Annotated in this window: 13 protein-coding genes and 2 pseudogenes; 10 read left to right on the top strand and 5 right to left on the bottom strand. The window is 69.1% G+C overall.

What is annotated here, in order from left to right; translation table 11 throughout:
* Positions 1-109: 109 nt before the first annotated feature.
* Both rfaD and AC3AOF_RS31475 read right to left on the bottom strand, forming a co-directional pair.
* A complete protein-coding gene (gene rfaD / locus AC3AOF_RS31480) occupies positions 110-1,090 on the bottom strand; it encodes an ADP-glyceromanno-heptose 6-epimerase (RefSeq protein ID WP_236993402.1) in 981 nt (326 codons plus the stop codon).
* 178 nt (positions 1,091-1,268) lie between these two features.
* A complete protein-coding gene (locus tag AC3AOF_RS31475; protein ID WP_236993401.1) occupies positions 1,269-1,841 on the bottom strand; it encodes a transposase in 573 nt (190 codons plus the stop codon).
* A gap of 215 nt (positions 1,842-2,056) precedes the next feature.
* Here AC3AOF_RS31475 and AC3AOF_RS31470 point away from each other — a divergent pair, with 215 nt between their 5' ends.
* Positions 2,057-2,179 carry a hypothetical protein gene (locus tag AC3AOF_RS31470; RefSeq protein ID WP_272913333.1) on the top strand — a complete coding sequence of 41 codons (123 nt, stop codon included), beginning with the start codon at positions 2,057-2,059 and terminating at the stop codon, positions 2,177-2,179.
* Between the two features lie 330 nt (positions 2,180-2,509).
* Here AC3AOF_RS31470 and ribB read toward each other — a convergent pair whose 3' ends face one another.
* A complete protein-coding gene (gene ribB / locus AC3AOF_RS31465) occupies positions 2,510-3,631 on the bottom strand; it encodes a 3,4-dihydroxy-2-butanone-4-phosphate synthase (RefSeq protein ID WP_236993400.1) in 1,122 nt (373 codons plus the stop codon).
* A gap of 217 nt (positions 3,632-3,848) precedes the next feature.
* On the opposite strand from ribB, the gene AC3AOF_RS31460 reads away from it, so the two are divergent.
* The 9 genes from AC3AOF_RS31460 to AC3AOF_RS31420 all read left to right on the top strand — a co-directional run bounded on the left by AC3AOF_RS31460 (position 3,849) and on the right by AC3AOF_RS31420 (position 13,556).
* Positions 3,849-4,730: a transketolase gene (locus AC3AOF_RS31460; protein WP_488349416.1), complete on the top strand. Its 882-nt coding sequence runs from the start codon at positions 3,849-3,851 to the stop codon at positions 4,728-4,730.
* Entirely contained in the window at positions 4,727-5,698 is a 972-nt protein-coding gene (locus tag AC3AOF_RS31455; protein WP_488349415.1) for a transketolase family protein, read from the top strand. The genes AC3AOF_RS31460 and AC3AOF_RS31455 overlap by 4 nt, the downstream gene beginning before the upstream one ends.
* Positions 5,695-7,173, top strand: a complete 1,479-nt coding sequence (locus AC3AOF_RS31450; RefSeq protein ID WP_488349414.1) for an FGGY-family carbohydrate kinase — start codon at positions 5,695-5,697, stop codon at positions 7,171-7,173. The genes AC3AOF_RS31455 and AC3AOF_RS31450 overlap by 4 nt, the downstream gene beginning before the upstream one ends.
* A 34-nt stretch (positions 7,174-7,207) precedes the next feature.
* Complete coding sequence (locus AC3AOF_RS31445) at positions 7,208-8,188, top strand: ABC transporter permease (protein WP_236993397.1); 981 nt, start codon at positions 7,208-7,210, stop codon at positions 8,186-8,188.
* 63 nt (positions 8,189-8,251) lie between these two features.
* Positions 8,252-9,181 (top strand): sugar ABC transporter substrate-binding protein, encoded by a 930-nt coding sequence (locus AC3AOF_RS31440; RefSeq protein ID WP_236993396.1) that lies wholly within the window; start codon positions 8,252-8,254, stop codon positions 9,179-9,181.
* Positions 9,182-9,309: 128 nt separating this feature from the next.
* Positions 9,310-10,836, top strand: coding sequence for a sugar ABC transporter ATP-binding protein (locus AC3AOF_RS31435; RefSeq protein ID WP_236993395.1), 1,527 nt, complete (start codon positions 9,310-9,312; stop codon positions 10,834-10,836).
* A gap of 20 nt (positions 10,837-10,856) precedes the next feature.
* Entirely contained in the window at positions 10,857-11,621 is a 765-nt protein-coding gene (locus AC3AOF_RS31430; RefSeq protein WP_236993394.1) for an SDR family oxidoreductase, read from the top strand.
* 145 nt (positions 11,622-11,766) lie between these two features.
* Positions 11,767-12,756 (top strand): sugar-binding transcriptional regulator, encoded by a 990-nt coding sequence (locus tag AC3AOF_RS31425; protein ID WP_236993393.1) that lies wholly within the window; start codon positions 11,767-11,769, stop codon positions 12,754-12,756.
* A 5-nt stretch (positions 12,757-12,761) separates the two neighbouring features.
* Positions 12,762-13,556 carry an SDR family oxidoreductase gene (locus AC3AOF_RS31420; protein ID WP_236993392.1) on the top strand — a complete coding sequence of 265 codons (795 nt, stop codon included), beginning with the start codon at positions 12,762-12,764 and terminating at the stop codon, positions 13,554-13,556.
* 315 nt (positions 13,557-13,871) lie between these two features.
* Here AC3AOF_RS31420 and scpB read toward each other — a convergent pair.
* Positions 13,872-14,533, bottom strand: a pseudogene (scpB, locus tag AC3AOF_RS31415) (SMC-Scp complex subunit ScpB).
* 1 nt (position 14,534) lies between these two features.
* A pseudogene (locus AC3AOF_RS31410) lies at positions 14,535-15,230 on the bottom strand (DUF1403 family protein).
* Positions 15,231-15,434: the final 204 nt, after the last annotated feature.

The raw sequence follows: 15,434 nt of genomic DNA, 5'->3' as shown, positions 1-15,434 counted from the left end.
GCGAAAGTCCGGGTGCAGCGTCCGTATCGCGCGCCGGTTCCGGCGAAACGGGATGCCGGGCCCTACCATGCCGCCGCACCGGGAAGAAGCAGTCGGCCTCCCATCGGCGTCAGCGGTAGCGGAGCGGACGCAGATACGACGCCACGTAATCGCTCACGCTGTCCTCCAGCGTTGGCGCCTGCCCGCTCCAGCCCGCGGCGCGCAGCCGCCCGGTCGAGGCTTCGGTCACGTACTGGTAGACGTCCCGCAGGGCCTCGGGCATCGGCCGATAGGCGATGGCCTCACGCTTGCCCTCCGCCGCGAAGACGGCCCGGGCGAGATCGGCGAAGCTGCGGGCGCGACCGGTCCCGACGTTGAACAAGCCCTGCCGGACCGGACCCTCCATCAGCCACAGCAGGACGTCGACCGCATAGGCGACCGGAACGAAGTCGCGCCGCTGGCCACCATCCGGGATGGTCGGCCGATGGCTGGCAAAGAGCGAGATCGTCTCGCCCGCGCGCACCTGGGGATGGACCTGGGTCACGAGGCTCGCCATGGCGCCCTTGTGGTACTCGTTCGGGCCGAACACGTTGAAGAACTTCAACCCGATACAGCGCGGCGGCAGCGGGGCTCCCGTCTCGCGCCGCCGGGCCATGGCGAGGTCGAGTTGATGCTTGCTCCAGGCATAGAGATTGAGCGGGCGCAGGCGCCGCAGGGCGGCGAGCGCGGGATCGTCGTCGAAGCCCTGCGCGCCGTCGCCGTAGGTCGCGGCCGAGGAGGCGTAGACGATCGGCACCGCAGCCTCGGTGCACCAATCGATCAGCCGCAGGCTGAAGTGGTAGTTCTCCGCCATGACCCGATCCGCATCCGTCTCCAGCGTCGAGGCGACCGCGCCCAGATGGATGACCTGCTCGATGTCGCGGCGCCCGCGCAGCCGCTCGAACAGTTCCTCGGGGGCGACGAAGGCGGCGACCGCCCGGTCGCGCAGGTTGCGCCAGCGGCCATCCGAGCCGAGGCGGTCGCAGACGAGAACATCCTCGATGCCCCGCTCGTTGAGCGATGCGACCACGTTCGATCCGATGAAGCCGGCGGCTCCCGTAACAACGATCATCCTGCACCCTCCGCACCCCGGCAGGCCGGGCCACGGTACGGACTGGCCGAGCCGGTCGCCCGAATCAACTGAACCGCGCAGGGTTTCATGGGCTGTTTGTCTTGGGTCAGGCAGCCGAGGCTTGGCCGCAGAGATGGGTATGATCGTGCGTGATCCTTCCTCCGGTTCGCGGGCACCTCTAAATTGAAACAGGCTCTACAGGCTTGAGTTCGCACGCAAATCCGAGGCGCTCGATCTGCCGGACGAGCGCCTTGGCGCGGATCGTCGGGGCAGCTTTATGGCCGTGGTTGTGTCCGGGATCGACGTAAGCCGTGCCGGTCTTGCACATGTGGTAGATCGCCGTCAGCAGAGAGGCAGCGACCGCGCAGATCGCCTTCTTGGGACCGCGCCGGCCGCGCAGACGCTGGAACTGCGCCCTGACGTCGCTCGCCTTCTTGCGCATCCCGGCCCAGGCCGCCTGGACCAGCGCGGTCTTGAGCCAGGGCGCGCCCTTGCGCAGCCGCGTCGAGCGCCGCTTGCCCGCACCCTCGTCGTTCCTCGGGCACAGCCCGGCCCAGGAGATCAGATGGCCGGCGGTCGGGAAGCGGCTCATGTCGGGGCCGATCTCGGAGAGGATCACCTGCGCGGTGAGGTCACTGATGCCCGGGATCGTCACCGGCAGCTTCACCGCTTCCCGGAAAGGGCCGAGGTCGCGCTCCACCTGCGCGTCGATCTTCCGTCCCGGAGACGACGACCGGAAGACCGGGTTCACGGGCATCCTCGCCAGAAGTGCCGAACATCAGGTTTTCGCCGTTGCTCCTCGGTAGCGGATCGATGCCGGATTCTCCCTTCGCTGACACCCCGTTTTGAGTAGGCGCTTGCCTCATCATTCGCATAAGTTATGTTATGGAACGTTAGAGGATGCCAGATCGCGCTTCGGCGTCCGCAAAGGCCCGACGAAACGGGAGTGGGATTGCCCCGTTTCTCATGATGCTGGCCAATGCCCTGGTGCGCGACGACGAGATGATCGAAGCCAGCAAGCTGCAGAAGGGTCAGAAGCAAATCAGACAGGGTGAAGCATCCGTCTCCAATGTGGAGGTGGAATCCTGACGAGCAGAACAGCGAAGCCGTCGTCGCTCCTCTGCCGAGCGTTGTGTTCACCGGTGAGAGCGGATCGAGGCCTGCCTTGACGCGCTCACGCCGGTGAAAGGCCTACTCCCCACACCGCCCGATCGAGCGCGGCAGTGCGGATTGGGACCTGACCGGCAATATCGTCGCCGACTGATCGCTTCGCGACGCGGAAATCGAGTTCGCCCAAGTGCCGCGCTGGCTTGTGACACGAATTCCGGAAGTGCCGTGCTGGAATTTGTATCGGGCACTGTCCCGGCCCTTGCCGCTCATCCAAAGCTTAAGCTTGCCCACCCGTTCTACAACAGGGCCTCAGTCCGGCCAGTATCGGCCGACAATGTCGATGCCGTAGCCGGATAATCCGACATAGGCCTTGTCCTTTGCGGCGATCAGATTGATCGAGCTGATGCCGAGATCCCTGAGGATCTGAGCGCCGACGCCGATGTCGAGCCAACGCTTCTTGCGCGCCTGTGCACTCTCGTGATGCTCTCCCGCGCCGTCCAGCCGCTCCTGCCCGCTCGACGAGGCGAGAACGCTAGGCCGTCGCAACAGAACGAACAGGCCTCGTCCCTGTGCCCTGAACTGACGGAGCGCGATGTCCCATCCTTCGCGACCGCTGCCCAGCATGCTGGCGATCACGTCCTCCTGCTGGATCCGGCAGGGTACGTTGCGTCCATCGCCGATCGCCCCGAAGGTGACGGCTACATGTTGCGATGGCTCATCGCCGTCCACGCCGTAGACGTGAAGCGTCGCCTCCATTCCATCGATGATCCGCTGTTCTTGATGCAGGCGGTGGATGAGCTTCTTGTTCTTGAGCCGGTCGGCAATCAGGTCCTCGATCGAGATGATGCGCAGGCCGTGTTCCCGCGCGAAGCGCATGAGATCCGCCAAGCGCTTGACCGTGCCGTCGTCGTTGACCACCTCGGCGAGCACGGCCACGTCCGGTAGGCCGGCCATCTCGGCAAGGTCGATGGCAGCCTCCGTGTGACCGGAGCGCGTGAGCACGCCTCCCGCCCGGGCGATGAGGGGAAACACGTGGCCGGGCCGCAGGAAATCGCGCGGCTGCGCCTCGGCCAGCGCCAGAGCCCTGACCGTGTTGGCCCGCTCCTCGGCCGAGATGCCGGTGGTCAGCCCGACCCGGTAATCGACGCTGACCGTGAAGGCAGTGCGGAGCGGATCGAGGTTGTTGGCCACCATAGGCGGAAGATGCAGCCGTTCCGCCCGCTCGCTGCCCATCGGCGCGCAAATAATTCCGCTCGTATGGCGGATCATGAAGGCCATGCGCTCGGCCGTGGCCGGCGCGGCGGCCATGATAAGATCGCCCTCGTTCTCCCGATCCGTATCGTCGACCACGACGACCAGCTCGCCCGCCCGAATGGCCGCGACGGCGTCGGCGATGCTGTCCAGTCGATCGGCGTCCTGACGCGCGCTCATGGCTCCTGTCCCTGCCTTCTCTCCGGCTCCCGGCCGGCTGCCCCCTCTAAACGCTTCCGGTCCGAGCGGCCAGGGGCCGAACCCTGGGTGAGCACAGGCCCCCTTCCCCCGCTTCCGCGGGGGCGGCCTTGCGTCAGGTACCGCTTGACACGCGATCGGGATCTCGTTTGAATAGCCAATCGAAATTGAATAAATATTCAAACCGGGAGGACAGACGGTGACCAGCCCCATTCTCGGCGGCGCGGAGGTTTCGGTCGCGCTTAGGCCGTGTCGGCCAACCTACGAGCGCACCTCCGACGCGGCACAGCTCGCCGAGATCGCCACTGCCGTCCGATTGAAGATCATCCGCACGATCCATGCGGCACAGCTCGGTCATGTCGGCGGCGATCTCTCGGTCACCGACATCCTGACGGCGCTCTACTTCCACGTCCTGGACATCGATCCGGCGAACCCGACGAGTCCGAAGCGCGACCGTTTCGTGCTTTCGAAGGGCCATTGCGCGGCGGCTTTCTACAGCGTGCTGTCGCTGCGCGGATTCTTTGAACCTGAGGCTGTCAACAGCTTCATGAAGCCGCTCTCGCCGCTCAACGGGCATCCGAACCGGCGCAAGATCCCGGGTGTCGAGGCCAATACCGGCCCGCTCGGCCACGGCCTGCCGATCGCGGTCGGGATGGCCACGGGCGCACGGATCGCCGGCGAGACTTGGCGGACCTTCGTGGTCCTCGGCGACGGCGAGTTGCAGGAAGGCTCGAACTGGGAGGCCGCCATGGCGGCAGCCCATCGCGGCCTCGGCAACCTCACGGCTATCGTCGACCGCAACCGCTTCCAGCAGGGCGCGGGTACCGAGGCGACCAACCAACTCGAGCCGCTGGCCGACAAGTTCCGGGCCTTCGGCTGGGACGTCCACGATGTCGACGGCCACGACGTGTCCGCGCTGGCGGACCTCCTCGGACGGACCGGATCGGACAGGCCGCGGGCCGTCATCGCGCGGACCTTCAAGGGACGTGGCGTGTCCTTCATGGAAGACAAGGTCGATTGGCACCACAAGGTCCCGAGCGCCGAGCAGGTCGAGATTGCCCTGAAGGAACTGGCCCGATGAGCGCTCCCGAAGCCGCCCCCAAGCCCGGTGCAGCCCCGACCTTCGATTGTCGCGTGGCCTTCGCCGAGGAACTCATCGCGCTGGCCCGGGCCGATGCCCGCATCGTCGCGGTGTGCAACGACTCGATCGGCTCCAGCAATCTCGGAGCGTTCCAGAAGGAATTCCCCGACCGCCTGGTCAATGTCGGCATCGCCGAGCAGAACATGGTCGGGGTGGGCGCCGGCCTCGCCAATGCCGGGATGATCCCCTTCGTCTGCGCCGCCGGGCCGTTCCTGTCGGGCCGTGCGACCGAGCAGATCAAGGCCGATTGCGCCTATTCGCAATATCCGGTGGTGCTCTGCGCCATGTCTCCGGGCCTGGCCTATGGCGAGCTCGGGCCGACGCACCATTCGATCGAGGACTTCGCCTGGATGCGCGCCATCCCGGACCTCACCGTGATGGCGCCCGCCGATCCGGACGAGACCCGGGGCGCGGTGCGCTGGGCGGCGGGAGCCGGCCGGCCGATCTACATGCGCATCCCGCGCTTCAAGATCCCGGCCGTGACGACCGGCGGTTTCACGCCCGGCCGGATCGCCACCTTGACCGAGGGCAGCGACGTCACCATCGCGGCGATCGGCACGATGGTGTCGCGCGCCCTCGAAGCCGCCAAGCGCCTGGGTGAGGCCGGCATCTCGGCCCGCGTCCTGAACGTCTCGACCCTCAAGCCCCTCGACGAGGAGACGATCCTTAAGGCGGCGCGGGAGACGGGTGCGATCGTGACGGCGGAGGAAGCCGTGTCCGGCGGCGGCCTCGGCGGCGCGGTGGCGGAGCTCGTGGCCCAGCATCACCCGGTGCCGATGCGCATCCTCGGCGTGCCCGCCTTCGCGCCGACCGGCGACACTCAGTTCCTGCTCGACCACTTCGGCCTGAATGCGGCAGGCATCGAGGCGGCGGCGCGCGCGCTGCTCAAGATCCGGGGCGACGCGTGACGGCCGCCTTCGTTCTCGGCATCGACCAGGGAACGAGCTCGACCAAGTGCCTGCTGGTCGACGGGTCCGGCTCGGTCGTCGCGCGGGGCCAGGCCGCCGTCACCGAGCGGCATCCGCAAGCAGGATGGGTCGAGCAGGACGCCGACGAGATCTGGCGCAGCGTCCAGGCGGCGGTCGGCGCCTGCCTGACGCCCGAGACCGGCCGCGCCGTCGTCGCGGTCGGCTTGAGCACCCAGCGGGAATCGTGCCTGCTGTGGGATGCGCGCACGGGTGCGCCCCTCTCGCCGGTTCTGTCGTGGCAGGACCAGCGGACGTCCGGCCTCGCCCGGCGCATCGGCGTGGGTGACGCGCCCGGGCGGGTCCGGGCGATCAGCGGCCTGCCGCTCGATCCGATGTTCTCGGCCCTCAAGGCACGCTGGCTCCTCGACCAGGTCGACCCGACCGGGACCCGGGCCGCGACCGGCGAGATCCGCATCGGCACCATCGACAGCTGGATCATGAGCCGCTTCGGGTCGGAGCACGTCATCGAGGCGGGCAATGCGTCGCGCACGCAACTGCTCGACATCGAGCGGTGCCGCTGGAGCGCTGAGCTCCTCGAGCTTTTTCGCATCCCGGCCGCGGCTCTTCCGGCCGTGCTCCCCTCGACGGGGCCGTTCCCGTCCGTCAGAGGCCTGTCCCCGTTGCCGGACGGCGTGCCGCTCCTGGCGGTGATGGCCGATTCCCACGCCGCCCTGTTCGGCCACGGCGCCCAGAAGCCCGGCCAGGTCAAGGCGACGCACGGCACCGGCTCGTCGGTCATGGGCCTCGTCGAGACGGGCGCGGATCTCGATCCCGGCCTGTGCCGGACGATCGCCTGGCAGATCGGCGACGCCGTCGCCTACGCGGCCGAGGGCAACATCCGGGCAGCCGGCTCGACCCTGCGCTGGCTCGCGACGCTTCTGGGCGTGAGCCTGGACGAACTCGCCGAGCTCGCCCGCTCGTCGGTCGACGAGGGACTCTGCCTCGTCCCGGGCTTCACCGGCCTCGGCGCACCGTGGTGGGACGACGGCGCCGTCGGCCTCGTCGCCAACCTCTCGCTCGGCACCTCGCGGGGCAGCCTCGCCCGCGCGGCGTTCGACTCGATCGCGCACCAGATCGCGGATGTCGTCGAGGCCATCGAGCGCGGTCCGACCCGCATCGACGCGCTCTTCGTGGATGGCGGGCCGACGCGCAACGACGGATTGATGCAGAGCGAGGCCGACATTCTCGGCCGGCAGATCCTGCGCAGCGACACGGCCGAGCTCTCCGCCCTCGGCGTCGTTCATCTTGCCGGGCTGGGGGCGGGGCTCTGGACGGAAGGCGATCTCACGACGCGGCGGGCCCCGCACGACCGGTTCGCGCCGGCCTTGGATGCCGGAGCGCGGCGGCGGGCGCGGGACCGATGGAGCGAGGCGATCGGCCGCGCGAGATCGCGGCGAACGGAAGCGGACCACTGATCGCGGCACAGACCGCGAGGACGAGGGCGGACACATGACGGCGCGGGTCGAACGGTTTAGCGAAGGCGAGAAGCGGGTCCGGCTCGACCTGACGAGCGGTGTGTGGGGCCCACTCGTCGGGCTCGTGGCGCTGTCGATCTTCTTCTCGTTCAAGGCCGATCACTTCTTCACGGTCCAGAACGCGATCATCATCTTCGACCAGGTGACCGTCTACGGCATCCTGGCGATCGGAATGACGTTCGTGATCATCACGGGCGGGATCGATCTCTCGGTCGGCTCGGTGCTCGCTTTCTCGGCGATGACCACCGGGTGGTTGTTCTCGGCGCTCGGGATGCCCTTCGTCCCGGCGCTGCTGTGCGGCCTCCTGGCCGGATCGGTCTGCGGCCTCGCCTCCGGGCTCCTGATCACCTTCGCGCGACTGCCGCCCTTCATCGCGACGCTCGCGCTGATGACGGTCGCCCGGGGACTGGCCAACAAGTACACCGACGGCAACGTCGTCTCGGGCTGGCCCGACGCCTTCAACACCCTGAACACGACCCGGCATTTCGGCCTCATCACGACCACGACGGCGTTCTTCCTGCTCCTCGTCGTGGCGGGATGGGCCTTCCTCCGGTTCCGGCCGGAGGGACGCAACCTCTACGCCATCGGCGGCAACCCGGAGGTCGCGCGGCTCGCGGGCATCCCGGTGCGCCTCTACATCGTCGGCGTCTACGTCCTGGCGGGCGCCCTCGCGGCGATCGCCGGCATGGCCAATGCCGCTCGCCTCCAGACCTCGCAGCCCTATGACGGCCTCGGCTACGAACTGACCGCCATCGCCGCGGTGGTGATCGGAGGCGCCAGCCTGTCGGGCGGCGTCGGCTCGATGGGCGGCACGCTCATCGGCGTCCTGATCATCGGCGTCCTGAACAGCGGGCTGAGCCAGATCGGCGCCCAGACCTACGACAAGGACATCATCGTCGGCCTGATGATCGCCGCCGCGGTGGCCTTCGACACCCTCATCCGGCGCCGCCGGTGACCCCGTCGGCCGGCTCTCCCTTAAGCCGGCCGACCCAACGACAAGAACCACGAGAGAGGAAACATGACCACGCTACGCTCACTGATGGCCGGTGCCGCCCTGCTCGCGCTGGTTCCGTTCGGCGCCCACGCCGCCGAGCCGGTCAAGATCGGCCTGGCCGTCGCCAACCTGCAGGCCGACTTCTTCAACCAGATCAAGCAATCGGTCGAGCGCAACGCCAAGGAGATGGGCGCGACCGTCGTCACGGTCGATGCCAAGGGCGATGGAGCGACACAGGTCAGCCAGATCCAGGACCTGGTCAACCAGAAGATCCAGGCCCTGATCTACATCCCGGCGGGCGCCGCCGCCGCCGCCGTCCCGGTGAAGACCGCGAAGGCGGCCGGCATTCCCGTCGTGGCGGTGGACCGCAACCCGACCGACGCCCCGGGCGACACCTTCATCGCCACGAACTCGGTGGTCGCCGCCAAGACGCTCGGCGATTACGCCTGCAAGGTCTCCGGCGGGAAGGGCGAGCTCGGCATCATCCAGGGCCAGATCGGCACGACGCCCGAGCAGGACCGCGACAAGGGCTTCAAGGAAGCCATGGCGACCTGCCCCGGCATCAAGGAGGTCGGCCGCGAGGCCTCGAAGATGTGGATGAAGGACGAGGGCTTCAACATCGCGCAGAACATGCTCCAGCGGCATCCCGGCATCACGATGTTCTTCGGCCGGGCCGACGCGCTGGCGCTCGGCGCCGCCCAGGCGGTCAAGGCAGCCAATCTCGGGCGCAAGATCTGGGTCTTCGGCTTCGACGGCGATCTGGCCGGCCTCAAGGCCGTGAAGGACGGCACCCTCGACGCGACCATGACCCAGCGCACGCAAGCCATGGGCAAGCTGGCGCTGCAATCCGCCCTCGATCTCGTCGCCGGCAAGAAGGTCCCGGCCGAGCAGCTCCAGGACGCGGCGCTGACCACCAAGGACAACGCCGAGCAGTACATCGCGAACCATCCCTGACGGGGTGACCGCCGTCCGGCCCTCCGCGCCGGACGGCGGTCGGGGCCGGCGAAGGCCGCAGCCCCAGGTGCTCGATGACGACGAACCGGTCTCCGCTCCGTCGCCCCCCGCTCAGCAGGATGCCGCCCATGACCGACGTAGCGAGTCCCGACGCGACGACACCCGGCACACCGATCCTCCGCGAGGGCCTGTCGATCCGCGGCATCGCCAAGCAATACGGCCCTGTCCCGGTCCTGCGCGGCGTCGACCTCGACGTCCGCCCGGGCGAGGTGGTGGCGCTGCTCGGCGAGAACGGAGCGGGCAAATCGACCGTCTCCTCGATCATCGCCGGCCTGGTGCAGCCCTCCGCCGGCACCATGACCTGGAACGGCCGGCCCTACGCGCCGACGAGCCCGGCCGATGCCCTGAGCCAGGGCATCGGGCTCATCCACCAGGAGATGCGGCTCCTGCCGGAACTCTCCATCGCCGAGAACGTGTTCGTCGGCCACCTGCCCACGCGGCACGGCCGGGTCGACCGCGCGGGCATGGCGCGGCGCGCCACCGAGCAGCTACGCCGCCTCGGGCTCGACGTGTCCGCCGACACCCTCGTGCGCGACCTGCGCGTCGCGGCCCAGCAGCAGGTCGAGATCGCCAAGGCGCTGACGCTCGACGCCAGGCTCCTGATCCTCGACGAGCCCACCGCGGCGCTCGGCGGCGAGGAGACCGACCGGCTCTTCGCGCAGATCGCACGCTTCAAGCAGGCGGGCCTGGGCTTCATCTACATCAGCCACCGCCTGGACGAGATCGCCCGCATCGCCGACCGCATCCTCGTCCTGCGGGACGGTCAGCTCGTGGGTGCCTTCGAGAGCGCCCAAACTCCGGTGAAGACCCTCGTCGAGACCATGGTCGGCCGCCCGCTCGACCGCATGTTCCCGCCGATCGTGCCGAGCCAGGGCCCGGAGGCCCTGCGCGTCGAGGGCCTGACCTCGCCGAGCGGCGCCTTCACCGACGTGTCGTTCTCGGTCAGGGCCGGCGAGGTCTTCGGCATCGCCGGCATCGTCGGGGCGGGGCGGACCGAGCTGGTGCGGGCCATCGCCGGCGCCGATCCGATCCAGTCCGGCCACATCGTGGCCGAGGGGCGGCAGTTCGTCCCGAGGAGCCCGGCCGACGGCCTGAAGGCCGGCATCGTGCTCGTGCCCGAGGACCGTAAGCTCCAGGGGCTCGTGCTGGAGCACTCGATCGGCGACAACATCGCGCTCGGCAATTACGCGCGCGTCGCGCCGGGCAGCTTCGTCCGGCCCGGCGCCGTGCGCCGCTTCGCCCAGGACGGCATCCGCCGGTTCGGCATCAAGGGACGTGCCGGCCAGCCGTGCAAGCACCTGTCCGGCGGCAACCAGCAGAAGGTCGTGCTGGCCAAGAGCATCGCGCGGCAGCCCCGGATCGTGATCCTGGACGAGCCGACCCGCGGCATCGACGTGGGCGCCCGGGCCCAGATCTACGACGTGATCACCGATCTCGCGCGCAACGGTCTCGCGGTGATCGTGGTGAGCTCGGACCTCGACGAGGTCCTGGGCCTCTCCCACCGCGTCATGGTGCTGAGCCGCGGCCGCAACCGCGGCATCCTCGACCACACCGAAGCCAGTCGCGTCGCCGTGATGGAACGGGCGACCCACTGACGATCTCAAGAGCGAGAGCGATGGACATCTTCAGCCTCACCAACAAGGTCGCCTTCGTCACCGGCGCGGGCAGCGGAATCGGCCAGCGCCTGGCCATCGGCATCGCCGAGGCGGGCGCCGACGTGGCGGCCTTCGACATGCCGTCCTCGACGGGCCTCGCGGAGACGGCCGCAGCGATCGAGGCGCTGGGGCGCCGCTGCGTCACCCTCCAGGGTGACGTGACCAGGGGCGACACGGTCGCCGCGGCGATCGCCACGGCCGAGCGCGACCTCGGCCCGATCGAGCTCGCGGTGAACTGCGCGGGCATCGCCAATGCGGCGCCGGCCGAGGAGATGCCGCTGGAACAGTGGCAGCGCATGATGGACGTCAACCTGACCGGGGTATTCCTCTGTGCACAGGCGGAAAGCCGGGTCATGCTGCCGCGCAAGCGTGGGGCGATCGTCAACATCGCCTCGATGTCGGGCTCGATCGTCAACCGCGGCATCCTCCAGGCGCACTACAACACGTCGAAGGCCGGCGTCGTCCATCTGACGAAGTCGCTTGCCATGGAATGGGTCGGGCAGGGCATCCGGGTGAATTCGGTCAGCCCGGGCTACACCTCGACCCCGATGAATCTGCGGCCGGAGGTGGCGGAGCAGGTCAAGCGCTTCGAGAGCGAGACCCCGATGGCCCGGATGGCGGAGGTCGACGAGATGGTGGGTCCGGTCGTGTTCCTCCTCAGCCCGGCCGCCTCGTTCGTGACCGGCATCGATCTCCTGGTCGATGGCGGGTTCGAGTGCTGGTGAGGCGCCGGCGCCGAAGGGCCCTGGCTGCAGAATGGTGGTACTGTCCCGGCGATCGTCCGACCGGCCTCCCGGCGCACAGCGCCGGGGCCGCGGAGGGGACGTGAGGGGCAAGCACCCCTCACCCGGCAACGCGAGCGGAACACACATGTCCAGGGCCGACGACCTGCGCCTGATCACCCGCATCGCCCAGATGTACTACATCGAGTCCAGGAAGCAGTCGGACATCTCCGAGATCCTGCACATCCCGCAGGCGCGTGTGTCGCGCCTGCTCAAGCGGGCGCTCGACGAGAACATCGTTCGGATCACGATCTCGTCGCCGCCCGGCGTCTTCGCGGACCTCGAGGCGCGGATCCGCGACCGGTACGGCCTCGACGACGTCATCATCACCGAGAGCGCGAGCCAGAGCGAGGATTCGATCCTGGCGGCGATCGGCGGGGCGGCGGCGCACTTCCTCGAGACGACGATCGCCGACGACGAGGTGATCGGTATGTCGTCCTGGAGCTCGTCCCTGCTCCGGATGGTGGACGCGATCACCCCGATCAAGCGGGCGAAGGCGAAGCAGGTGGTGCAGATCATGGGCGGGATCGGCAGCCCCGCGGTCCAGTCGCACGCGCAGCATCTCGTGACCCGCATGGCGCAGCTCACGGGAGCGAAGGCGCAGTTCCTTCCGGCGCCCGGCGTCGCCGGATCGGCGGAGAGTCGGGCGGTGCTGCTGCGGGATCCGTTCGTGGCCGAGACCGTGGCCTGCTTCTCCTCCCTGACGCTGGCCTTCGTCGGAATCGGCTCGATGACGCCGTCGCTGATGCTGGCAAATTCGGGCAACGCCTTCACCCGGCAGGAATTGGACGAACTCGCGGCGCAGGGCGCCGTCGGCGATATGGGCCTGCGGTTCTTCGACGGCAGCGGCGCACCGGTGATCACGCCCCTCAACGACCGGGTGATCAGCATCCCGCTCGATCAGATCAAGGCTTCGAAGCGCGTCGTGGGGGTCGCGGGCGGGTTGCGGAAAATCCCGGCCATCACCGCCGCCCTCAACGGCGGCTATCTCGACGTTCTGATCACGGACCACGCCACCGCGGAGCATCTGGCCGGGGACGTCGCCGGGCCGTTCGAGGGGATACTTCAGGGAGACTGAGATTCATGAGCAAGACAGAAGGCCGCTTCTCGGGAAAGACGGTCGTCGTTACCGGCGCCAGCCGCGGCATCGGCGCCGCGATCGCACGGCGCTTCGCGCGGGAGGGCGCTGCAATCCTGGTGAGCGCCAACGAGGCGCGCGTCGAGGAGGTCGCCGCCGCGATCGTGCATGAGGGCGGCCGGGCCGCGTCCTTCCTGTGCGACGTGACCGACAAGGCCGCCGTGACGGCGCTGTATGATGCCGCCGAAGCGCAGTTCGGCGGCGTGGACGTCTCGGTTCAGAACGCCGGCGTGATCACGATCGCCAAGATCGAGGACATGACCGAGGCCGACTGGGACACGACCATGGACGTCAACACCAAGGGCGTCTTCCTGTGCTGCCAGGAGGCGATTCGGCGCATCCGCAGTCACGGCCGGGGCGGGCGGCTGATCAATACGGCGTCGGGGCAGGCGCGGCAGGGCTTCATCTACACGCCGCACTACGCCGCCTCGAAATTCGGCGTGGTCGGCCTCACGCAGAGCCTCGCGAAGGAGGTCGCCCGGGAGGGGATCACCGTCAATGCGTTCTGCCCGGGTATCATAGACACCGACATGTGGGCCTACAACGATGCCGCCTGGGGCAAGCTCCTCGGCAGCTACGAGCCCGGCGAGCTGATGGCCGAGTGGGTGCGCGGCATCCCGATGGCCCGGGCCGGATCCGGCGAGGACGTCGCCGGTCTCGTCACGTTCCTGGCAAGCGAAGACGCCGCCTACATCACGGGCCAGACCATCAACGTCGATGGCGGCCTCATCATGAGCTGAGAGCCTGTGCGAGCGGTTGCGCCGATCGATCCGGCACACATGCTGCCGTCTCTCCGCATCATGTATGGACGGCCCCCGTTTCGCAAAAGTCTGTGAGCATCGGCTTTGGGCCAGTCGGTTCGAGAGCCGTCATGTATCCGCCTGAGCCGGTCCGGGTTTTTCGGAGGCTTGTTGCCTTGGCTCAGGCGGCCACGGCCTCGTCTCCAACGTGGGTTTGATGGCGCGTCTGGGCCTGGGCGGGGATGGACGTTGCCGGTCGGTGCGAGCCAGGCGGCGACAGCTACGGGGGCCGCCGGCCGACTTGTATGGCTGTTGTCAGGCCTCCTCACCGGACAGCCCCAGCATGGCGTCGAAGGGATCGGATGGCGCGTCGCCCGACATGATGGGGTCGAGCAATCCGGCTTCCTCCAGCGCCTCGATGTCGGGCAGATCGCGCAGCGAGGTGAGGCCGAACCGGGCGAGGAACGTCGAGGTGGTGACATACGTCAGCGGCGCGCCGGGCTCCGGCGAGCGCGGCCCGGCTCCAACGAGATCGAGCCGCTTCAGCCGCCCGATCACGTCCCGGCTCACCTCACGGCCGAGCACCCGGGAAAGGGCCATCCGGGTCACTGGCTGCAGGTAGGCGATGGTGGCGAGACCAACTGCTCGCCCGCCGTCAGCGTCCCTCCCCTCGCCTCCTCCGGGACGGTGCTGGCGGCCCGGATGGCGGGGGCGAACTCCGCCCGCGTGCGCAGCTGCCAGCCGCCGGCGACCGCGACGAGCTCGTAGGGCCGGGCGCGCAACTCGTCGCGGATGTCGGCGATCAGCGCGTCGAGCCGGCATTCCGGGCCGACGACCCGGGCCAGGGTCTCGCGCGGAACCGGCGTGGGCGAGGCGAACAGCACGGCCTCGACGTGCCCCATCCAGGCGCGCCAGCGCGCCTCGGGCGGCAGGCCGGCGAGCGCGAGATCGAACGCGCGGGATCGCGCGCGGGCCACGTCAGAGGCCGTACAGGCGGAACGTTGTGCGCCCGGTCTGCTCGCGCACGACCCCGAGCGTGGCCAGGCGGTCGAGGAAGCGCCGGGCGGCTCGTTCAGAGCCGAGGCCGGCAATGTGGCTCGCCGCGACGACGTCGTCGGCGAGCAGGGCGAGGTCGACTGCGCGAGCGTAGGTCTCGGCAAGCGCGGCCGCGTAGCCGGCCTGACAGACGGCGATCCAGTCCGGAGCGCTCACGGACGCGCGGCTGTGATCAAGCCGGGCGCGGAGCGCGGGCTGCGCCAGGGCGGTGGCGAGCAGCGGGACCGGATTGGCCCAGCCGAGGCGGGCGGCGAGAACGAGGTCGGCGACCATCAGGCCGAGGAGCACACCGTCCGGGCCCGGCAGCGCGATCCGCAGGCGCGCGGCGGTTGGTCGCGGCGGCGACGACCGGATCACCGGCGTCGTGGTCGCCGACCGTCAAGAGGAGTGCTCGGGAGCGACGGCGGGGGCCATCAGGCTGCCGAGGCGAGCGAGACTGCCTGAATCGATCCGCGTGGGCTGCGAGGCCAGGCCACGCCAGGCGCGGTGGAGGTGCCCGGCCATGCCGGGATCGTCGGTGGGCCGGGTGAGGTGATGGGCGTCGCGGAACGCGGCGAGGTCCTCGCGCAGGCGGAGCAGGCGCCCGGTCGCGGCGGCGGCGACAAGGGCTTGGCGCAGGCGCAGGGTGCCGAGCCATGGCGGCGCGACGCGCAGGATCTGATCGAGGCCGAGGAACCACCCGCTATCGCTCGGCCGGAACGCCGCTCGCGCGCGACGACCGCCACATCACCGATGTCATACGCTTTCCGATTGATCGCTTCGCGATCCGGAAAGCGGCCTCGCTCAGGCGCCGCGCGGGCTGATGATACGAAATCCGGAAGT

The organism is Methylobacterium sp. 142-1Y, assembly GCF_057747795.1.
This window is presented reverse-complemented; position numbering and strand designations above follow the sequence as displayed.

What these genes read in the sequence shown, in the direction of transcription:
- rfaD (WP_236993402.1), bottom strand. Translation starts at nt 1,090, where the DNA reads ATGATCGTTGTTACGGGAGCCGCCGGCTTCATCGGATCGAACGTGGTC.
- AC3AOF_RS31470 (WP_272913333.1), top strand. Translation starts at nt 2,057, where the DNA reads ATGATGCTGGCCAATGCCCTGGTGCGCGACGACGAGATGATCGAAGCC.
- ribB (WP_236993400.1), bottom strand. Translation starts at nt 3,631, where the DNA reads ATGAGCGCGCGTCAGGACGCCGATCGACTGGACAGCATCGCCGACGCC.
- AC3AOF_RS31455 (WP_488349415.1), top strand. Translation starts at nt 4,727, where the DNA reads ATGAGCGCTCCCGAAGCCGCCCCCAAGCCCGGTGCAGCCCCGACCTTC.
- AC3AOF_RS31445 (WP_236993397.1), top strand. Translation starts at nt 7,208, where the DNA reads ATGACGGCGCGGGTCGAACGGTTTAGCGAAGGCGAGAAGCGGGTCCGG.
- AC3AOF_RS31440 (WP_236993396.1), top strand. Translation starts at nt 8,252, where the DNA reads ATGACCACGCTACGCTCACTGATGGCCGGTGCCGCCCTGCTCGCGCTG.
- AC3AOF_RS31435 (WP_236993395.1), top strand. Translation starts at nt 9,310, where the DNA reads ATGACCGACGTAGCGAGTCCCGACGCGACGACACCCGGCACACCGATC.
- AC3AOF_RS31430 (WP_236993394.1), top strand. Translation starts at nt 10,857, where the DNA reads ATGGACATCTTCAGCCTCACCAACAAGGTCGCCTTCGTCACCGGCGCG.
- AC3AOF_RS31425 (WP_236993393.1), top strand. Translation starts at nt 11,767, where the DNA reads ATGTCCAGGGCCGACGACCTGCGCCTGATCACCCGCATCGCCCAGATG.
- AC3AOF_RS31420 (WP_236993392.1), top strand. Translation starts at nt 12,762, where the DNA reads ATGAGCAAGACAGAAGGCCGCTTCTCGGGAAAGACGGTCGTCGTTACC.